This is a genomic window from Falsiroseomonas bella, from assembly GCF_003173615.1.
In the GTDB taxonomy this organism is placed as follows: Bacteria; Pseudomonadota; Alphaproteobacteria; order Acetobacterales; family Acetobacteraceae; genus Falsiroseomonas; species Falsiroseomonas bella.
In genome coordinates, this window is sequence record NZ_QGNA01000002.1 from 554,764 (window position 1) to 575,899 (window position 21,136).

Genomic DNA, 21,136 nt, shown 5'->3' on the forward strand with positions numbered 1-21,136 from the left:
CGCCGGCTGGCAGGCTGGCGCGGCACGGCGAGGGACGGGATGATGCAGGGCGCGCTCCATGGGCTTCTGGTGGTGGACCTCACCAGCCATCTCTCCGGCCCCTATTGCACCATGCTGCTCGGCGACATGGGCGCCGAGGTGATCAAGGTGGAGCGCCCCGGCGCCGGCGACGATTCCCGCCGCATGCCGCCGATGGTGGACGGCATGGGCGCGCCCTATGCGCTGTGGAACCGCAACAAGCGCAGCATTGCGCTCGACCCGAAGGCGCCGGAGGACGCGGAGGTGCTGCGCCGCCTGATCGCGCGCGCCGACGTGCTGGTGGAGAACATGCGGCCCGGCGCGCTCGCGCGCATGGGATGGGACTGGCCCGCGCTGCACGCGCTCAACCCGCGCCTCATCCTCGCTTCCATCTCGGGCTTCGGGCAGGACGGCCCGTGGGCCGCACATGGCGGCTTCGACCTGATGGCGCAGGGCATGGCCGGGCTGATGGCGAGCAACGGGCCGGTGGAGGGCGAGCCGCATCGCCTGCCCATCGCGATCTCCGACATCAGCGCCGGCATGTTCGCCTGCATCGGCATCCTCGGCGCGCTGCAGGCGCGCCAGCGCACCGGCCGCGGGCAGCAGGTCGAGGCCTCGCTGTTCGAATCCGCGCTGGCGTTGAGCATCTACGAGGCGGCCGCGGTGCTCGGCACCGGGCGTCGGCCGGAGCGGCTCGGCCAGGCGCATCGCGGCGCGGCGCCCTACCAGATCTTCCGCACGGCCGATGGCTACATCACGCTCGGTGCCGGGCAGGACCATTTCTTTGCCCGACTCTGCGACCTGCTGGGCCAGCCGGACCTGGCGAAGGATGCGCGCTTCGCCACCGTCGCCGCGCGCGTCGCGAACCACGGCGCGCTGGTGGCCATCCTGAACGAGCACCTAGCGCGGCGCGACAGCGCGACGTGGCTTGCGGCGCTGGAGGAAGCGGGCATCCCCGCCGAGAAGGTGCTGCACTACGACGAGGCGCTGGCCCATCCGCAGGCCATCGCGCGCGGCGTGGTCACGGAGGTGCCGGGCGCACGGCAGGGCCTGCGGCGAACCCTCGCCCCCGCCGTGCAGCTGAAGGACACGCCCTCAGCCGTGCGCCGCCCCGCGCCGGCGCTGGACGAGCACGGCGCGGAGATCCGGCGCTGGGTCATGCAGGATCCGCCGCCTGCTACCAGGTGATGCGCTCGATCTGCGCGAGTTCCACCTGCGTGCCGTCGGCGAAGTGGACGGAGCCGGAGGCGGGCTGCGCGAAGTCGAAGGCGCGCTCGCCTTGCGTCGTGCCGAAGTCGGCGTCGAGCACCAGCGTCCAGCCGCCTTCGCCGGGCGCCCCCGCGTCGCGCACCTCCACCGTGTCGATCCAGCTTCCGGTGCCGCCCTCGATGCGGTCGTTGCCGCCGCCGGCCATGACGAGGAACAGGTCCGCGCCGTCGCCGCCGCGCATCGTCTCGCTGCCGGCGCCGCCCTGGAAGCTGTCATGCCCGGCCGTGCCCTGCAGCACGGCATCCGGCGCGCCGCCTGCAACGAATGATGGCTGCACTTCGATCGCCACATGCTGCGTCGCCGCCGTGGCGCCTTCCGCGTCGCGGAGCGTCACGGCGATGCCGCGCGTGCCGGCGCCGAGCCCGGTGGGATTTTCGATGGCGAGCGATTCCAGCACGCGCTCATAGAGGCCCGCCTCCGCCGTGCCGGCGAGGGTGACCGTGCCGTCGGGCGCGCGGGCGATCTCGACGCCGGTGTCACCGAGCAGGCTGCGACCATCCTGCTCCCGCACCTCGTAACCCTCGAAGACCAGCTGCTCCCCCGCTTCGGCGCCGGAGAGCGTGATCGTCGCGCCGCCCATGCGCGGACTGTCCACATCGGCGATGCCGGCATCGCCGAGCAAGGCGGCGCGTTCCTGCCCAACGGCCGCCACCTGCGCGGCGTGCAGCGTGAGCGTCGGCGCGTCGTTCTCGGGCGTGATGGTCACCGCGAAGCCGCGCGTCGCCGTCGTGGTGGAAGCGCCATCCTGCGCCGTGGCGGAGAGCGTGAGCGCAAGCGTGCCGTTCCAGTCCGCCGGCGGCACCAGCCGAAGCCCCGCCAACTCCGCTTCTGCCAAGCGCCATGTGCCGTCGCCCTGCCGCGTGCCGGCCGAGAGCGCGAAGCCGGCCGGCAGCCCGCCCAGCGCGATGGCGGCGATGCGCTCCGACCCGTCCGTGTCGGCCTGCAGCACGGATAGATCGAGCGCGACGGCGCTGTCCTCGACGCCGTGCGCGTCCGTGGCGGCGAGCAGCGGCGCATCCGCGATGGCCGTCACGGTCACGGGCAGCGTGGTGCTGCGTGCCGCTTCCTCGCCGGTCACCGCCTCGCGCGAGACGGCCGTGACGGTCAGCTCCAGGCTGCCCGACCAGTTTGCGGGCGGGGTCAGCCTGAGGCCCGCCACCTCCTCCGGCCGCAGCGTCCACACACCGTCCGCGCCACGCGCGCCGGCCGACAGTGCGAACCCTTCCGGCACGCCGCCGATGACGACACGCACGAGGCTTTCGGAGCCGTCCGTGTCAGCGAGCGTCGCCAAGATGGGCAGCGCGATCGCGCTGTCCTCCGCGCCGCTTGCAGGCGTCACCGCCAGGTTCGGCGCATCGGCCAGCGGCGTGACCGTGACGGTGAGCGGCGCGCTGCCCGACGCCTCCTCCCCGGTGGCCGTCTCGCGCGAAACGGCGGTGACGAGGAGGTCGAGCCGCCCGGAAAAATGCGCCGGCGGCGTCAGCGTGACGCCCGGCGCCTCGGCCGGCGTCAGCGTCCAGGAACCATCAGCCCTGCGCGTGCCGGCGGAGAGCGTGGCACCGGGCGGCAGGCCGGCGACGACGAAGCGCACCAGGCTTTCGGAGCCGTCGGTGTCGGTCAGCGTCGCCGCGATCGGCAGAGGGATCGGCCCGTCTTCCGCGCCTGTCACGCCGGCCAGCGCGATCAGCGGCGCATCGGCCACGGGGTCCACCGTGACCGTCATCGCGAAGCGCGTCGCCGCGACATCGCCATCGGCTTCCGTCGCCGTTGCGGCGAAGTCCAGCCGCAGAGTCCCGGCGAAATGCGGCGACGGCGTGAAGCTCAGCGTCGGCAGCGCCGCGCCGGGGATCGTCCAGCTGCCATCGGGGTTGGCGTGGCCCGCGGAGAAGCTTGCTCCCGCCGGCACGCCGGTGACGACGAGCGTGAGCGTCTCCGATCCGTCCCTGTCGGTCAGCCGCGCGACGATGTCGAGCGCGATCGCCTCGTCCTCCCGCCCGGCGGCGCTGCTCGCGGCATCCACCAGCGGCGCGTCGGCCGCACCCGCGACGGAGACGCGGAAGGGCAGGGAGGTGGTGGCCACCTGGCCGGTGCGGCGTTCCATCGCATGGCCGTGCAGTGTCAGCGCCATGGTCCCGGACCAGTCGGCTGGCGGCGTGACGGTGAGGCCGGAAAGCTGCGCGGGCGTCAGGGTCCAGCTGCCATCGCCGTTGTTGATTCCCGCCGAGAGCCGCGCGCCCTCCGGCAGGCCGGACACGACCACGGAAAGCGCCTCCGACCCGTCGCGATCCAGCAGCGCGGCGGAGAGGGCGAGCGCGATCGGCCGGTCTTCCGTGCCGGCGGCATCGGCGGCGGCGATGGCCGGCGCATCCGGCACTGGCGCGACGGTGACGCCGACGGCACGTGAGGCCGTCGCGGTCGCGCCGTTCGACGCCTCGCGCACCGTCGCGGTGACCGTCAGGCCAAAGGTGCCATGCGCATTCTCCGGCGGGATCAGGCGGACGGCGCCGAGCGCTTCCGGGTCCACCGTCCAGGTGCCGTCGCCATTGTCCGTGACACCCGCCGCCGGCGCGATGCGCACGCCGGGCGATAGGCCGGAGAGTGTCACCGCCACGACGCTCTCGCTGCCATCGGCGTCGGCGCCGGTGATGCGCAGGTTCAGCGGGATCGTCGCGTCCTCGGCGCCGGCGGGCGGCGCGGCGGCGATTGCAGGGCCATCCGCCACGGCCTCGAAGACGAGCTTCACGTCCTGGACGGTGCTGGCGGTCGCGCCTGTGCCATCCATCGCGATGGCCGTCACATGCGGCACGATGCTGCCGGCGAAGTCGGCGGGCGGGATCACCTGCAGGCCGTCGAGCTCCTCCGGCCGCAGCACCCAGGTATCGCGCTCGGGATCGAGGATGCCGGCCGACAGGCTCGCGCCGGCGGGCAGGCCCGTGACGAGGATGGTGAGCGTCGTGCCGTCTGCCGGGTCGTCAAGCTTCATGGGCAGCGGCAGCTTCTCGTCCTCCTTGCCGCACGCCGCCTCCGCCCAAAGCATCGGAGCGACCGGACCGGCCCCGTCGCCTCCGCCGCTGTCATCGCCGCCCTTGCCGTCCCCGCTGCCGTCAGCGGGCGGCGCGACGCGCAACTCAAGCTTGGCCGCTTCCTCTGCCCGGCCGCCCTCGCGTTCGAGCGCGACGGCCTGCACGCGCAGCACGGCTTCGCCGGCATAGCCCGCCGGCGGGCGGAACTGCAGGCCGGGCAACTCCGCCTCGCGCAACAGCCAGGCGCCGTCGCCCGCCGCCACGCCAGCGGACAGTACGAAGCCCGGCGGAACGTCGCGGATCCAGACATGCAGGTTTTCCGAGCCATCCATGTCGGCCAGGGCCGCCGCGACCGGCAGCGCGCTCCAGCCTTGCCGCGGATCGCTGCTGCCGTGCCCTTCGGCGGCTACGCTGCCGACTTTGAGGGCTGGCATGTCCGCAATACCCGCCGGGTCCACTGTGACGACGCCGCGCAAGGTCGCGCTGGTCCCGTCCGGTTCCGCCAGCGTCACCGTCACGGCGAGCCGCGCCGCGACGTCGCTGTCCTGCGGCATGGTGATGGTGACACCCGCCAGGCGCTCCACAGCGATCCGCGCCGCGCCGCCGCTGGTGTCCACCAAGCTGCCATCGGCAAGCCGCAGCACCGCGCCCACCGGGACGCCTTCCACCAGCGCCTCGCCGGTCATGCGTTCGGAGCCGTCGCGGTCGCGCAGCGGCGGTGCCAGGTTCAGCGCGATCGGTGCATCCTCCGCGCCGCGCGCGCTCGCCGACCAGTTGGTGCTGTCGATCACCGAGGCGACGCGCACCGGGAAGCTGACGCTGGCCAGCGCCTGCGAACCACCATGCGTCTCCTGCGCGACCGCCGTGGCCGTCAGCGTGATGGTGCCGCCGAAATCGGCGGGCGGCGTCAGCGTGACGCCCGCCGCTTCCTCGGCGGTGAGGGACCAGCTGCCGGGGCCGCGCCAGCTTCCGGCGGAGAGCACCGCGCCATCCGGCACGCCGGAGATCACGTAGCTCAGCCGCTCCGACCCGTCCGTGTCCGCAAGCCGCGCCGAGAGCTCGAGTGGGATGGGCGCGTCCTCCGCCCCCGCGGCGCCGACGCGCAGCCAGACAGGCGCATCCGCGACCGCATCCACCCGCACCGGCAGGTCGCGTGGCACGCTCTCCGCGCGGCTGCCATTCGGCTCCTCCGCGATGGCGGTCACGCGCAGCGTGAAATCGGCGTCGCTGCCCGGCGGCGGCGTGACGGTGAGCGTCGGCGCTGCGGCGGCCTCCACCAGCACGCTGTCATCGGCCTCGCGCGCCAGCACCGCGCCGCCGGCGCGCAGCACCGCGCCACCGGGCAGGTCGCGGATGCGGAAGGCGGCGATGCGCTCCGAACCATCGGTGTCGGTGGTGGTGGCGGAGAGGCGCAGCGCGATGGTGCTGTCCTCCGCGCCCATCGCCGGGCCGGTGCGCAGCGTGGGTGCATCGGCCACCGCCTCCACCTGCACGGCGAAGCGGCGTTCCACCGTCGCGCTCGTGCCGTCCCGCGCCTCGGTTGCGGTGGCGCGCAGCGTTAGCGCGATGGCGCCCGAGAAGTCGCGCGGCGGGGTGAGCGAAAGCGTGCCGAGGTCGGCGGCCGGGACGCTCCAACTGCCATCGGCGTTGCGCGTGCCGGACGAGAGCGTTGCGCCCTCCGGCACGCCGAGGATCAGCAGCGCCATCGTCTCCGAGCCGTCCCTGTCGGCCAGCGCGGCCGAGAGATCGAGCGCGATCGCCGTGTCCTCGGATCCGGCGACATCCGCCGCCGTAGCCAGGGGCGCATCGGCAACGGCGCGGACGGTGACCGCGAAGCTGCCCGCGATCTCGCGCGTCGCGACCTTGCCGTTGCCGGCATCCGACAGCGTGGCGCGCAGCGTCAGGGTGAAGTCGGCGTCGCTGTCGGGCGGCGGGCGGATCGAGACCAGGCCGGCCCGGAGATCGCTGGTCGAGACCTCCCATGTGCTGCCGCCGAGATCGGAGCCGCGGTTCAGCACCGCGCCCTCGGGCACGCCGGCAATGCGCGTCGTCGCTGACCAGGTCTCGGAGCCATCGGCGTCGGGCGTGCTGTAGCTGGGGCGGACCTGGATCCAGCTGTCTTCCGCGCCGCTGCGGCTGCCCGTGATGCGGCCCGCATCCGCCACGGGGTCCACGAAGACGGTGAAGCCGGCGGTGCTGCGCGCGGCTGGCGCGCCGTCCCGCGCCTCCGTGGAGACCGCGGTGAGCGAGAGATTCATGCTGCCGGAGAACTGCGCCGGCGGCGTGACGGAGACACTCGCCAGCTGCGCGGGAGTCAGCGTCCAGGATCCGTCCGCGTTCTTCGTGCCGGCGGAAAGCCTCGCACCCGAAGGCAGGCCGGTCATGACGAACGAAAGCGTCTCCGATCCATCCGTGTCGGTCAGCGCGCCGCCCAGGCCGGCAAGCCGGATCGCCGTGTCCTCGCTGCCCTGCGCGTCCGCCACCTGCACCGTCGGCGCGTCGGCCAGGGCACGCACGACGATGGTGGCGTCCGCTTCCGTCACGCGGCTGTCGGCGCCATCGGTCAAGGTCACGCCGATGCGCAGCGTGATGTCGGCGTCGGAATGCGGCGGCGGCAGGATCGCGAGCTCGCCCGTCTCGAAGACGGCGCGGGGCACGGACCAGATGCCCGGCGCGGTCTCGGTGCCGTGGCTGAGACTGGCCCCGCCCGGCACGCCTGCGATGGTCAGGTCGGGCCCGAGGCTTTCGGAGCCGTCGCGGTCGGTGGTGGCGAGCGTGCCGCGGATCGCGATCCAGCCATCCTCGTTGCCGCTGCCGCCGGCGCTGATCGCCGCCGTGTCGGCGCGCGGCGCGACGGTGATGATGAAGGGGCGCTCGACGGTTGCTGCATCGCCATTCGCCGCCTCGGTGCTCGTGGCGCGCAGCGTCAGCGCGATCTCTCCGGCGAAGTCGCGCGGCGGCGTCAGGGTGAGTGTCGCCAGATCCGCGGCGTCGAGCCTCCAGCTGCCATCCGCGTTGCGCGTGCCGGCCGAGAGCGCCGCCCCCTCCGGCACGCCGAGCAGCAGCAGGCTCAGCGCTTCCGATCCGTCGGTGTCCCGCAGCGCGGACGAGAGCGCGAGGGGGATCGCCCTGTCCTCCTCGCCCGCCGTATCGGCCGCGCTTGCCAGAGGTGCATCGGCCACCGCCGCGACCTGCACCGTCACCTCGGTGGTGACGGTTCGCGCCGCGCCACTGCCCTCCGTATCGCGCAGGACGGCCTCGACGGTGAGTGCGATGGGGGCGTCGCTGTCGGTGGGCGGGGTGATGGCGATGCGTCCATCCGCCAGCGCTGCGCGGTCCACGCGCCAAATGCCGTCGCCGAGATCCTCGCCGGCGCTGAGGCGCGCGCCCGCCGGTACGCCACGGATCAGCGCCGTGTCGTCCCAGCGTTCCGATGCGTCGGGGGATGCGCCGAAGCTGGCGCGGATCGGGATGGCGCTGTCCTCCGCGCCCGAGCCTGTGGCCTCGAGCGTCGCGCCGTCCAGCACGGCGGCGACCTGCACGACGAAATCGCGCGTGACGGTCGCGGCATCGCCATTCGCGGTTTCGGTGCTGGTGGCGCGCAGCGCCAATGCGATGCGGCCGGCGAAGTCGGGCGGCGGCGTCAGGGCGAGGCCGGTGAGCTCCGACCGCTCCAGGCTCCAACTGCCATCCGCGTTGCGCGTGCCGGCCGAGAGCGTCGCGCCCTCCGGCACGCCCAGCAGCAGCAGGCTCAGCGTCTCCGATCCGTCCGTGTCCGAAAGGCCCGCGGACAGCGACAGCGCGATCGCCCTGTCCTCCTCCCCGGCGGCATCGGCAGCCGAGACAAGCGGCGCATCGGCGACGGCCGTGACGGCGATCTCCGCGCGCGCCGTCAGCACGCGCATATCCGTGCCACCCGCGCTGTCGTCCAGCAGCGTCGCGGTGATCGTCAGACCGATGGTCGCATCGGAATCGGGCGGCGGCCGCAGCGCGACCTCTCCCGCGAGCAGCGCCGCCTGCGAGACGGACCACACGCCGGGATACAGCGACGATCCCTGGTTCAGCCGCGCGCCGTCCGGCACGCCCTCGATCAGCACCGTCTCCGCCAGCCGCTCCGAACCGTCGGCGTCGCCGGTGACGAAGCTGGCGGCGATCGGGATCCAGGAATCCTCGGCGCCGCTGCCGCCGGCGGTCAGCGTCGCGTCCGCTTCAGCGCGCGGCGCGACCGTAATGTTGAAGGCGGCTTCGCGCAGCGCCTGGTCGCCATTTGCGGCCTCCGTGCTGGTCGCGCGCAGCGTCAACGAGATCCCGCCCGAGAAGTCGGGCGGCGGTGTCAGTGCCAGGCCGGGCAGATCGGACGCGTCCAGGCTCCAGCTGCCATCCGCGTTGCGCGCGCCGGCCGAGAGCGTGGCGCCCTCCGGCACGCCGAGCAGCAGCAGCGCGAGGCTCTCGGACCCGTCGCTGTCAACGAGCGCGGCCGAGAGATGCAGCGCGATGGCGCTGTCCTCGGCGCCGGCGGCAGAAGCCACGGCGACAGACGGCGCATCCGCCACCGCTTCGACCGCGACGCGCAGCACGGCGGTCATCGTCGCCGCCGTGCCTTCCGCCTCCAGCACGCGCGCCTCGACCGTCAGCGCGATTGCCGCATCGCTATCCTGCGGCGGGGTGATGGCGATGCGTCCCGCTTCCAGCGCCCCGCGATCCACGCGCCAGCTTCCGTCGCCGAGATTCTCGCCCGCGCTCAAAGCCGCGCCCACGGGCACGCCGCGGATCAGCGCGATGTCGTCCCAGCGCTCGGAGGGGTCCGACAGTGGCGCGAAGGCCACGGCCAGCACGATGGGCTGGTCCTCGCGGCCGGCCGCCTCGGCCGCGATCGAAGCGCCATCCACCACCGCGGCGACCTGCACGGCGAAGGATCGTTCCACCGTCGCGGCATCGCCATTCGCCGCCTCCGTGCTGGTGGCGCGGAGCGTCAGCGCGATGCTGCCCGAGAAGTCGCGCGGCGGCGTCAGCGTCAGCCCCGCCAGATCGGCGGCGCCAAGGCTCCAGCTGCTGTCCGCATTGCGCGTGCCGGCCGAGAGCGTGGCGCCCTCCGGCACGCCGAGCAGCAGCAGCGTCAGCGTCTCCGAGCCATCTGTGTCGGTCAGCGTCGCGGCGAGGTCGAGCGGGATCGCGCGATCCTCCGCGCCCGCCACGTCGCCCGCGCGCGCCAGCGGCGCATCGGCGACCGCCGCCACGCGGATCTCCGCCGTCGCGGTCAGCTCGCGCAGGTCGCGCCCGCCGACATCGAGGTCCTCCGCCATCACGCGCAGCGTCAGGCTGATCGTCGCGTCGCTGTCGGCCGGCGGCAGGATCGCGACGCGTCCCGCCATGAGATCGGCCGTTCCGACCTCCCACACACCCGCCTCGACCTCCCGCCCGAGCGACAGGATCGCGCCTTGCGGCACGCCCTCGATCCGCACCGAGTCCAGCAGCCGCTCGGAGCCATCCACATCGGCGCTGGCAAAGCGCGTCGCGATGGTGATCCAGCTGTCTTCGCGTCCGCTGCCATCGCCCGCGATGCGCGTGCCGTCATCCACCTGCGGCGCCGGTGGCTGGCGCGTTGCGGGCTCCGCGTCGCCGTCGCGATCCGGCTCGGGCGCGGGCGGTGCAAGGTCCGGCGCGCTGTTCTCCGTGACGATCTCCGTGATCGGCAGGACGAGCGGCGCCGCCTCGCCGGGCGGCGCGCCGGAGCCGCTCGCAGCGCCCCCGGTCGGTGCCGCATCGGAGGGCGGCGCAGCAGGCGCCGCGGAGCCCGGCGCGGCGCGCGGCGACGCGGCCGGGGCAGGTGACTGGGCCGGCGGCTCGGCTCCCGGTGCGGCCGCCACCCTGATTTCCGCTTCGCCGGTGCCGTGCGGGCGCGCCACGGGAGCAGCCGTGTCGGGCAGCGTGGCGGCCGCATCCGGCACCGCCGCCGCGGCTTCGCGCGCGAGGCCCATCGCCGCTGCCGCGCCCGTCGCGCCGACCAGCACCGTCGCGGGCGCCGGCGCATCGTTCGGCAGGCTGCGCACCGTGGCCCTGAGCTGGCGCAGCGCCTCCGCCGACAGCAGGCCCTCGCCCGCCGCCTCGTTCACCCCCTCCGTCGTCATGCTGCGGTCAGCGCTCGCGGAAAGCGGTGGACGCCGCGGCGTAGAGCGGCTTCAGCAGGTATTGCAGCACGGTCTTGCGGCCTGTCGTGATCTCGGCCGAGACGGTCATCCCGGGCGCGAGGCGGGCGAGGTCCGGGTTCTTCCCGACATGATCCTGCGCGAGCGCGATGCGCGCGCGCCAATGCGGTTGCTTCTGCTCGTCGAGGAAGGCGCCGGCCGAGATGCGCTCGATGCGACCTTCCACGGTGCCGAAGCGGGAGAAGTCGAAGGCCTGCACCTTCACGGTCACGTCCTGGCCGATCTCGACGAAGCCGATGTCGCGCGGCCCGATCCGCGCCTCCACCAGCAGCGTCGCATCGGCCGGCAGGATCTCGGCCACCATCGCGCCCGGCGCCAGCACCGTGCCGGCGCGCGTGACCGACAGGCCGCGCACCACGCCGGCGCTCGGCGCGCGCAGCAGCACGCGCTCTGCGCGGTCCTCCAGGCGCAGGATCGCGGCCTCGGCCTCCGCGATCTCCTGCGCGATGCGCGCCGCCTCGCTCCGCGCCTCGTCAAGCGCGGTGGAAGCGAGTTCCGCCAGCCGCGCCTCGGCCTCGGCCAGGCTGCGGCCCGCCGTCGCGGCCTGGCCCGTCACGCGCTCCTGCTCGGCCTCGGCGCCGAGCAGCAGGCGTGTCGCTTCCAGCACCGCGATGCGGGTGGACAGCCCGTCGCGCGCGAGCGCCTGGCGCGTGGCGAGCTCGTCGCGGAACATCTGCACCTGCCGCTGCAGCGCGGCGGCCTGCGCGGTGAGGGTCGCGATCTCGCCGCGGCGCTGCGCGACCTGCTCGGCAAGCGTGGCGCGCCGCGCCGCCTGCGCCGCGAGGCGCGCTTCCAGCGCCGCGCGCTGCGGGCCGAGCAGCGCCTCCGCCGCCGGCAGGGCGGGCGGCAGCCTCCCGCCGGCCGCGAGCGCGGCGAGGCGTTCGGCCTGCAGCCGCAGCGCGGCGAGGCGCACCTGCATCTGGCCGAGCTCGGCGCGCGGCGCGGCGTCGTGCAGGCGCAGCAGCGGCTGGCCTTCCGCCACCATCTCGCCTTCGCGCACCAGCACCGCCTCGACGATGCCGCCTTCCAGGTGCTGCACCGGCGCGGCGGCGAGCGAGGTCTCCACCTGGCCCGGCGCGACCGCGATCTCGGGCAGCGGCGTCACCGCGGCCCAGCCGAGGAAGCCCGCGACGAGCGCGGCGGCGCCGAGGATGGCGGCTCGTTCCGCGCCGCGCAGCCGCACCTCCTCCAGCGCCAGGATGTGGCGGTCCGGGCTTGGCACCCGGCTTGGCTCGGGAAGGGCGAGGATGCGGCTCATCTCTGCGGTCCTGCTGGCTTGAAGACGGGCAGGCGCAGCGGCCCGGCCGGCGGCGTTGCGCCGGGCACCGGCACCTCCTCCACGGCCGCATCGGCGATGCGCAGCACGCGGTCGGCCAGGCGCATGTGGCTCGGCCGATGCGTCGCCATCAGGATGGTGGCGCGGCCGCGGCGGGTGCCGACCACGGCCGCGAAGGCGGTGGCGGTGGCCTCGTCCAGCCCGGCGACGGGCTCGTCCAGCAGCAGCACCGGCGCCTCGCGCAGCAGCGCCCGTGCCAGGCCGAGCCGCACCAGCAGGCTGCGCGGCAGGCTGCCGGTGGAATTGTCGCCGACGCGCGTCTCCAAGCCCTCGGGCAGCGCCTCCACCGCGGCGAGCACATGCGCCTCCGCGCAGGCGTGGCGGAGCGCCGCCTCCGAGGCGTCCGGCGCGGCGAGGCGGAGGTTCTGCGCGATGGTGCCGTAGAGCAGCCGCGGCGTCTGCGGCACATAGGCGACCGCGCGGCGCAGCACCGCAGGGTCATAGGCGCGCACGTCATGCCCGCCGACCCGCACCACGCCGCCCTGCGGGCGATACAGCCCGGCGACCAGCTGCAGCAGAGTGGACTTGCCCGAGCCATCCGCGCCGGTGACGGCAACCACCTCGCCATGGCGGATCGCGAAGCTCGCCCCGGCCAGCACCGGCTCTGCCTGCGGCAGGTAGCGCAGCGAGACGCGATGGAACACCACATCGCCGCGCGCCGGCGCCGCCATCAGGCCGCGCGCGGCGGCGGGGCGTTCGGTCTCCAGCGCCATCAGCCCGTCCACCTGCCGCATGGAGGCACGGGTCTGCTCCCACCGCGACAGCATCAGGAATGCGCCCTGCATCGGCGTCAGCACGCGCCAGATCAGCATCATCCCGGCGATCAGCGCGCCCGCCGACATCGCCCCGGCCAGCACCGCGCCGACGCCGAGCACCAGCGCCGCCAGGCCCGAGAGCGCCACGATCGCCTGCGCCGCCGCGCCGATCCGCGCCGTGACGGCAGCGGCCCGGGCGGAGGCGAGCGCGGCCGCCGCCGCCGCCGCCGCATAGCCGTCCGACCAGCGCTCCATCGCGCCGGCGAGCCGCAGCGTCCGATGCCCCTCCAGCAGTTCGATCGCCAGCACCTCCCGCGCCTGGCCGGCCTGGGCGGCGGCGTTGATGGCGCGCTGCGCGGCACCGCGTGTCGCCACGAACAGCAGCGTGAAGGCCAGCGCCGAGACCACGGGCACCAGCGCGATCCAGCCGCCGAGCGCCAGCAGCAGCGCCAGCACCAGCAGCGTGAAGGGCAGGTCCAGCACGGCCAGCGCGAAGGCGCCGGTCAGCATCTCCCGGATTCCGGCGAAGTCGCGCAGGCGCGAGACCTGCGCCGCGGTGCCGGCGCGCTCCACCAGCGCGGCGGGCAGCGCCATCACCTGGCCGAAGACGCCCTCCGGCACCAGGCGGTCCAGCCGCTCGCCGATCCGCGCGAGGGCGCGCTGGCGCAGCGCGCGGAAGCCCACCTCGCCGAGGGCGGCCAGCAGCACGCCCGCCACCAGCATCTCCAGCACATCGGCCTGGCGGCCGGTGACCACCAGGTCGAAGACCAGCATGGTGAAGACCGGCACGGCGAGGCCGAGCAGCGCCACGAGGGCGGAGACGCCGAGCAGCAGCGGCAGCGCCGGCGCGAAGCGGCGGAACACGGCGCCGGTCCAGCTTTCCCGCGGGCGCGCCGGCTCCGGCGCGCAGGGGATGTAGAGCGTGCCCGACAACCGGCGCGGGACGCAGGCACTGGCATGGCCCGTGGCGCCGTCGAACAGCAGCACCTCGCCGGCGGCGTTGCGGTAGAGCACGCAGGCGGGCTCGCCCGGGCGCAGCAGCAGGGCGGGCAGGCGACGTGGGTCGAGCCCGCCGCGGCGCAGCCGCTCCGGTCGCGTCGGGAAGCCGAGGCGGCCGAGCGCGTTGCGGATGTCGGTCAGGTCGGGTCGCTGCTCGGCATGGGGCAGGGCGGCCAGTACGTCGTCCGGTCCGCCATCCCAGCGCAGCAGGCCGAGCAGCGCGACCAGGCAGCGCGACAGGTCCGTCTCCGCGAGGCCCGGCGGATGCGCGGCGCGCAGCAGGCCCGGCCGCGTGCCGGTGACACCCGCCGGTGGGCCGGCCAGCGGTGGCTGGACGAAGGCGTTCACGTCGCGGGTTCCAGCTGTCCGCCGGCCAGCCGCAGCACCCGGTAGGCGCGCGACAGCGCGGAGGGGCGGTGGCTGACCAGCAGGATCGTCGCGCGGCCGGCAAGCTGGCCGAGCACGCGGCCGAGCCGCGCATCGCCCTCGGGGTCGAGCTGGGAGGTGACGTCGTCCAGCAGCAGGATGCGCGGCCTGCGCGCCAGGGCACGGACCAGGCCGATGCGCTGCATCACGCCGCGCGGCAGCGGCAGGCCGCCGGTGCCGACCGGCGTGTGCCAGCCGCCGGGCAGCCCGGCCGCGACGGCGTCCAGCCCGAGCGCGGCGGCGAAAGCGAGCGCGCCTTCCTCGAACTCCGCCTCGCCGAGGGTGAGGTTCTCGAGCAGCGTGCCCGCCACCAGCGCCGGGTCGGGCGGCACCAGCGCGATGGCGTGCCGCGCCGCCAGGTGGTCGTGGCGCGCGAGGTCCTGGCCGTCCACCAGCACGGCGCCCGCGGCCGGCCGTGCCTCCCCGGCGATCAGGCGGAGAAGGGCGGAGCGGCCGCTGCCATTCGGGCCGGTGATGCCGAGGAGCTCGCCCGGCGCGACCTCGAGCGAGAGATCCTCGAACAGATGCCCGCCGCCGATCAGGGGGCCGAAGCGGATGCCGCGGAGCGCGATGGCGCCCTGGCGCACCTGCAGCGGCGGCAGGTCGGGCCGGGCTTCCTGCGGCAGCAGGGCAAGCTCCGCCATGCGGCGCCGCGCATCCGACAAGGTCTGCCAGCGCACCCAGAGCGCGATGCCGCCGAGCAGCGGTTGCATGGAGCGCCCGGCCAGCATGACGCAGGCGCTAAGCCCGCCGACCGTCAGTGCTCCGTCCAGCACCATCAGGCAGCCCCAGGCGGCGGTCGCCACGGTGGCGAGATGAGCAAACAGCAGCCCGCCTTCCTGCGCCGCGGCCACCGCGACGGTGAGCTTGCGGCGGAGCGCGGCCGTGCCGCCCTGCAGCCGCTCGTAGCGCCGCTCCAGCAGCGGCTCGGCGCCGAGCAGCTTCAGCGCGTGCAGGCCCTGCAGAACGTCGAAGAGGAAGTTGAAGCGCCGCTCCTCCGCCGCGGCGAGCCGCTCCGCGCGCCGCCGCACGCGCCGCCCGACGGACCAGCCCAGCAGCAGCACGCAGAGCAGCAGGCCGGCGGGGGCGAGGGCGAGGGCGCCGCCGATCAGCGCGATGGCCAGCAGGTAGAGGCCGGCGAAGGGCAGGTCGAGGATCGCCTGCAGCGCCGGGCCGGACCAGGCCTCCCGCAGCGTGCCGATGGCCGCCAGGCGTTCGGAATACCAACCATTGCCATGCGCCTCGAAGGCGACGGCGGGGGTGCCGGCGATGCGCCGCATCGCCTCGGCCTGGGCGCGCGCCTCAGCCACGGCGGCAAGGCGGCCGAGCACCTCGGCCCGCGCGACGCGCAGCAGGAATTCGAGCGCGATCGCGGTGGCGACGCCGAGGGCGATCAGCGTCAGCGTGCCGGTCGCCGCCTGCGGCAGGATCCGGTCATAGACCTGCAGCAGTGCGATCGGCAGCGCCAGCGCCAGGATGGTGAGGAGAAGGGTGGCCAGCAGCAGTGCCGGCAGCGTGCCCGCGCCATGGCGGAGGACGGCGGCGCGGAGCGGCGCGGCGAGCCAGCGCCGGTCCGGGGCCGGCCGGCCATGGCCGGCACCGCCGCGCGGCGCGGGTTGCGGGATCGGTGCAAACGGCAAGGGCGGCACCCGTAGGAATGTGCCGGCCAGGAGGGTCGGCTCCGACCGAACGTTACGCCACGCGCCCTAAGCGAAGATGAATCCCGGTGGCGGAGCCTCCGGGCTGGGGGGCGTGGCGCCCCCCTTCGGCCGTCAGGCCGGCACCATGAAATTGGCCGCGGCCGAGGCCCGGCCGATCAGCGCGGCGAGGGCCGGATCCTCCTGCCCGCGCTCCGCGGTCAGCGCCTCGATCGGGCAGAAATACTCATGCGGCTGCGGCACCTGGCCACGCGCCACAGACTCGTAGTGGCGCTGCTTGAGGCCATACAGCACCCGGACATCGCGCACCGGCAGCACCAGCGGCTCCGTCGGTTCCTCCCGCAGCAGGCGGATCAGGTGCCAGCGGGGGGTGGGGTCGTCGTGCTCGGCGGGCTCCAGCATCCAGCGCACCGGGCAGACGACCAGCAGCGAGGAGGTGGAAGGCGCGAAGCGGGCCCGCTTGTCCTGCAGGTTCTGCACCGTGCCGCAGGCCTCGATGCAGAGGATGTCGGCCCAGCGGTCGCCCGGGTCTGGGCTGAAATGCAGCCAGAGCCCGTCGGGGATGGTGCGGAAGGTGCTGCTGCCGGGCAGCTTCAGGAAGGGCTGGCCGAGGAAATTGGCGACGCCGGGCCGGGCGCGGAGCCAGGTGCCCGGCTGGCGCTGGGTGCGCGGGGCGCCCGGGGGGCGCTGCGGCCACTGCCGGAGCCGCCGCCGCACGAGGTCATCGAGAGGCCAGGTGCTGTGGGCCGGTCGACTGTCGCGCATAAGTTTAATCCTTCCTTTGTATATCAACCATAAGTAGGACAAAACCAGGGACTCCGACGGTTATCAAGAGGTTTGTGCTCGATCCGTTAAGATTTTTCGCGTTATGGTTGATGTGGTTGTCCGGTAATGCGCGCGTAAAGGCTGCCATGTGGACTCGTCCAGCCCAGCAGGAGAGGACTCGCCGGGTGGGATTCCCACCGTCACGAGCTTTCGGATTCAACAGCTTGTAGGCATTTCCTGATGAAGCGCCCGAAGTTCTGTCCCACAACCGGCCGTGGACTGGGCCGCAGACGCAAGAAGGCCCCGCCCGCTTGCGCGGACGGGGCCTTCCCGTAGACCAGGAAGCGCCGCGGTCGCGGCGCGCTTCGGCTCAGCCGCGGGCGTTCAGCGCCCGGTAGTCGCGCTGGCTCGGGCCCGTGTAGATCTGGCGCGGGCGGCCGATGCGCTGCGTCGGGTCCTCGATCATCTCCTTCCACTGGCTGACCCAGCCGACCGTGCGGGCCACCGCGAAGATCACGGTGAACATGCTGGTGGGGATGCCCATCGCCTTGAGGATGATGCCCGAGTAGAAATCCACGTTCGGGTAGAGCTTGCGGGAGACGAAGTAGTCGTCCTCCAGCGCGACCTTCTCCAGCGCCATGGCCAGGTCAAGCAGCGGCTCGTCCTTGATGCCGAGCTCCGCCAGCACCTCGTGGCAGGACTGCTGCATGATCTTCGCACGCGGGTCGAAGTTCTTGTAGACCCGGTGGCCGAAGCCCATGAGCTTCACGCCGGAGTTCTTGTCCTTCACCTTCTCGATGAAGCCCGGGATGTTGTCCACATGCCCGATCTCACCGAGCATCTTCAACACCGCCTCGTTCGCGCCGCCATGCGCCGGGCCCCAAAGGGCGGCGATGCCGGCGGCGATGCAGGCGAAGGGGTTTGCGCCGGTGGAGCCGGCCAGCCGCACCGTGGAGGTCGAGGCGTTCTGCTCGTGGTCGGCATGCAGGACCAGGATGCGGTCCATCGCTTTCGCCAGCACCGGGGAGACCTGGTAGGGCTCGGCCGGCACCGCGTTCAGCATGTAGAGGAAGTTCGCCGCGTAATCGAGGTCGTTGCGCGGATACACGAAGGGCTGGCCGAGGCTGTACTTGTAGGCCATCGCGGCGATGGTCGGAACCTTGGCGATCAGGCGAAAGGCCGCGATCTCGCGCTGCCGCGCGTCGCTCATGTCGATGTTGTCGTGGTAGAAGGCTGCCAGCGCGCCGACCACGCCGCACATGATCGCCATCGGGTGCGCGTCCCGGCGGAACCCGTCGTAGAAGCGGCGGATCTGCTCATGCACCATCGTGTGGTAGGTGACGCCCTTGCGGAATTCCTTCAGCTGCGCCGCATTCGGCAGGTCGCCGTTCATCAGCAGGTAGCAGACCTCGATGAAGTCGGAGTTCTCCGCCAACTGCTCGATCGGGTAGCCGCGATACAGCAGCACGCCTTCGTCGCCGTCGATGTAGGTGATCTGGCTCTCGCAGCTGGCGGTCTCGCCATAGCCGGGGTCGAAGGTGAAGACGCCGAGATCGGCGTAGAGCTTGCGGATGTCCACCACGTCCGGGCCGATCGCCCCCTTGAGCACCGGCAGCTTGGTGCTTCGGTTCGTGCCGTCGAGCGTGAAGGTGACGGAGCCGTTGGGGGTCGTTGCCATGCTCTGCTTCCTCAAGGGCCGGCGCACCGGCTTGGGGGCCGCGCGGGACAGACTGATCGCGGCACCGTTATGGTGCGGCGCAATGTAATGGCGTGCCAGCCGCCTTGGCAACGTGGCCTGGACGCCTTGGATGTCGCAGGATCGCGTGACCGGCCGCGTTGGGTCCGGCGGGCCGCGTCAGTTGCGCTGGCGCCAGTCCTCCGGCCGCCCGAAGCCGCCGGCCCAGAGGCCGCGCGCCGCGCGACGGGCCTCCGCCTCCTTCGCCAGCAGGTCGGCATCATCGGCGCCGGCCAGCGCCCAGCCGGCGGTGACGAGCCCGGCGTTCAATTCCGCCCCGCCCGCGCTGCAGAGGCCGAGCCCGCGCCCGAAGCGGTCGCGCCCCGCCACAAGGCAGACCACGGAGCGGCCGTTCACGAGCCGGGACAGCGCCTCGGCCGCCGCCGCGCCGCAATCGAACCAGCGGCCGGCCGCGTCGGCGCAGTTCTCACCGCGCTCCGGCGCCTCCACGCCGGCGAGGCGGACCGTGCGGTCGCCAAGGCGCAGCGTCTCGCCATCCACCACCCGGACCTCGGCGGCGAGCGCCGACCAGTCCTGCTCGCGCGGTGCGGAACCCATGAGGTCCGGCGGCACCCCGATCCCGGAGAGCAGGGCGACCATGGCCACGCCGGCAGCGACCAGCGCCGGCGTGCGCCAGCGACGGGGAGAGGCGGCGGGGCGGAAGATTCGACGAGGACTGCGCACGGCTTGGGAAACAAAATGGGGTGCCCTAGGCCTACCCTGAGGAGGGTGGAGCTTGCAAGCCCCAGCTCAACTAACACGCGAAGTAAAGAAATGCGCGCTCAGGATTGATTCCAAAAGATTCCTTCGTCGAGCAGATCTTTCCAGGCCGCGGCAGCCTTGCTGCGCGCCCGCCGCGCCTTCGCCAGGGTCCAGCCCTCCGCGACGCCCGCCGCCCATTGCAGGTTCCCGCCGCCCTTGGCGGTCAATCCGGCCATCAGGTCCCGTGCCACGGAGGCGTCATTGGCAAGCCCGAAGGCATCCTGGACTTCCGCCAGGCATCCGAGGAAGCGCTTCGCCCGCTTGCGGCTCCAGAGCGGCGCGAAGAGCTCCGCCGCGTAACGCATGCGCTTGCCTTCGATCCGCAGGGCGTGGAACTCGGGATCCGGCAGGTCGGCGATTTGCCTCCCCGGCAACGTCAGGCGCTTCCAGCGCCTGTCCAGCACCTTGGCGCCGAACTCACCCAAGGGCTGGGTCCGGCGGTCGGCCTGGCCGTCCCCGCTCTCCTCGCGCCAGGGGCGGTGGGTGGCGAGGGCGACCGCGGACCAGGCCAGGCGGCGCAGCTCCGGCCCCTCCAGCACGGGCCGCAACGCCGCATAGGCGCTCTCGCGCTTGTGGCGGGCGGCACGCAGCAGGGCGGCGATCCGTGCATCCTCCGGCAGGGCCTCGGCGATCTCCGCCCCAAGCCCGCCGAGCCATACATCCCAGTCCCGCGCCGGGCCGAGCACCTTCGCCATCTCCCGCAGGCCCGCATCGAACCGGCGCAGCGAGGGCCCGTCGCAGGCCGGGCGGAACACCCGCAGCAACGAGCGGAGCCGGCGCATCGCGACGCGCATCTGGTGGACGCCTTCTGGCGAGGTGCCGGCATGGGCGCCCGGCGCGTGCCAGAGCAGCACCTCGGTCAGGTGGCCGAGCGCCAGGCACAGCGCCGTCTCCACGTCGAGAGACGGATCGAGCACCGGTGCCCCCAGGCGGCGCGGGCGCAGCGCCTCGCCCCGCGCCAGGGCGCGTCCTTCTTCCGCGAGCGCGGCGCGCGCCGGCAGCAGCGGCACGGTTTCCGCCAGGGCGGCCATCGTCTCCAGCACCGCGGACGGCTCGCCCGTGAGGGTGAGCCTTGCGGCGGGGCGCTCCTCCGCGACGCTGCGAAGCCGGCCCTTGAGCAGCGCCGCTTCGACGCCACCGCGGAGGACGAGGCGGGTGAGCGTGCCGGCGAAGCCCGCAACCGGCATCACCGCGCCGTCCCCGGCCTCCGCCGGCAAGGCCGCAGGGCCGATCTCGTCGAGCGTCGGTGGCGGCGTGCCCGGCAGCCATGTCGATCCAGCCTGCGGAAGGACGCGGATCAGCCGTCTTGGTCCGCGCCGGCCCTGCTCCAACGCCAGGCCTTCCCCGGCCAGCGCACCTTCGGCGGTGTCGAGCCAGGAGAGGCCGACCGGTCGCCCACGGCTGCGCCCGGCGCGCCGGTCCGCCAGCGGTCCGTTGCGGAGCAGGCTTTCCGCCGCCGCCGGCGGCAGGGCGGCTTCCAGCACGAGGACGGCGCCCGGCGCCGGGGCCTCGGAAGGCGTCGCGCCGGGAGCCTCCTGTGCGGGTGGAGCGCCGCTCAGCTTGGTGTCTCCGTCATGTCGCCGGCTTCCGCGCTGGGCAGGTCGGCGGGGGCGAGCATGCGCAGGAGCCGTCCGCCGCCCGCCTCCAGCAGCCGCCAGGGCAGGGCGACGCTGAACTCGGTGAGCGTCGCGGTCGGGTAGGAGAGGGCGAGCCGCGCGGCCATCGGCCCGCCGCCGGCCATCCCGGCCGGGCCGACAAGGGCCATCGCCAACTCGTGCAGACCGGGATTGTGGCCGATCAGCAGCACGCTCCGCGCGGTCTCCCGCACGCCGCGCAGCGTCTCCAGCAGCGTCTGCCAGGGGGCGAGGTAGAGCGCGTCCATCGGCTCGACCAGCGGCGAGCCGTCGAGCGGCCCGATCGCCTCCAGCGTCTGCAGGGTGCGGCGGGCGGAGGAGACGAGCACCACGTCCGGCGCCAGGCCGAGCTCGCGCATCGCCTCGGCCATGGCGGCGGCGTTGCGGCGGCCGCGCGCATTGATCGGCCGCGCATGGTCCGGCAGGCGCGGATCGTCCCAGGAGGACTTGGCGTGCCGCAGCAGCAGCAATTGTCGCATGGGCCGGCATCCTAAGCACGGTCGCGGGCGCCTGTCTGCCTCGGCGGGGTTTCCGTCGTGAGGGACCACCC

Annotated in this window: 10 protein-coding genes; 1 reads left to right on the forward strand and 9 read right to left on the reverse strand. The window is 73.8% G+C overall.

Annotation, left to right across the window (positions count from 1 at the left end; genetic code table 11):
- Positions 1-42 precede the first annotated feature (42 nt).
- Positions 43-1,206, forward strand: a complete 1,164-nt coding sequence (locus DFH01_RS10945) for a CaiB/BaiF CoA transferase family protein (protein WP_158287715.1) — start codon at positions 43-45, stop codon at positions 1,204-1,206.
- Here the strand turns inward: DFH01_RS10945 and DFH01_RS10950 are convergent.
- The 9 genes from DFH01_RS10950 to DFH01_RS10990 form a co-directional block, all read right to left on the reverse strand.
- Positions 1,196-10,438: an Ig-like domain-containing protein gene (locus DFH01_RS10950; protein ID WP_109870461.1), complete on the reverse strand. Its 9,243-nt coding sequence runs from the start codon at positions 10,436-10,438 to the stop codon at positions 1,196-1,198. The genes DFH01_RS10945 and DFH01_RS10950 overlap by 11 nt on opposite strands.
- A 7-nt stretch (positions 10,439-10,445) precedes the next feature.
- Positions 10,446-11,774, reverse strand: coding sequence for an HlyD family type I secretion periplasmic adaptor subunit (locus DFH01_RS10955; protein WP_109870462.1), 1,329 nt, complete (start codon positions 11,772-11,774; stop codon positions 10,446-10,448).
- Positions 11,771-13,954, reverse strand: a complete 2,184-nt coding sequence (locus DFH01_RS10960; RefSeq protein WP_109870463.1) for a peptidase domain-containing ABC transporter — start codon at positions 13,952-13,954, stop codon at positions 11,771-11,773. Before DFH01_RS10960 ends, DFH01_RS10955 begins: the two co-directional genes overlap by 4 nt.
- Positions 13,951-15,672, reverse strand: a complete 1,722-nt coding sequence (locus tag DFH01_RS10965) for an ATP-binding cassette domain-containing protein (protein WP_146217036.1) — start codon at positions 15,670-15,672, stop codon at positions 13,951-13,953. Before DFH01_RS10965 ends, DFH01_RS10960 begins: the two co-directional genes overlap by 4 nt.
- A gap of 132 nt (positions 15,673-15,804) precedes the next feature.
- Entirely contained in the window at positions 15,805-16,455 is a 651-nt protein-coding gene (locus tag DFH01_RS10970; RefSeq protein WP_109870465.1) for a hypothetical protein, read from the reverse strand.
- A 370-nt stretch (positions 16,456-16,825) separates the two neighbouring features.
- Positions 16,826-18,133, reverse strand: coding sequence for a citrate synthase (gene gltA, locus DFH01_RS10975; protein ID WP_109870466.1), 1,308 nt, complete (start codon positions 18,131-18,133; stop codon positions 16,826-16,828).
- A gap of 177 nt (positions 18,134-18,310) precedes the next feature.
- A complete protein-coding gene (locus tag DFH01_RS10980; RefSeq protein ID WP_146217037.1) occupies positions 18,311-18,874 on the reverse strand; it encodes a thermonuclease family protein in 564 nt (187 codons plus the stop codon).
- A gap of 98 nt (positions 18,875-18,972) precedes the next feature.
- Positions 18,973-20,436 carry a CYTH and CHAD domain-containing protein gene (locus tag DFH01_RS10985; RefSeq protein WP_109870468.1) on the reverse strand — a complete coding sequence of 488 codons (1,464 nt, stop codon included), beginning with the start codon at positions 20,434-20,436 and terminating at the stop codon, positions 18,973-18,975.
- 71 nt (positions 20,437-20,507) lie between these two features.
- On the reverse strand, positions 20,508-21,065 hold the full coding sequence (locus DFH01_RS10990) for a SixA phosphatase family protein (RefSeq protein ID WP_109870469.1): 558 nt from the start codon (positions 21,063-21,065) through the stop codon (positions 20,508-20,510).
- Positions 21,066-21,136: the final 71 nt, after the last annotated feature.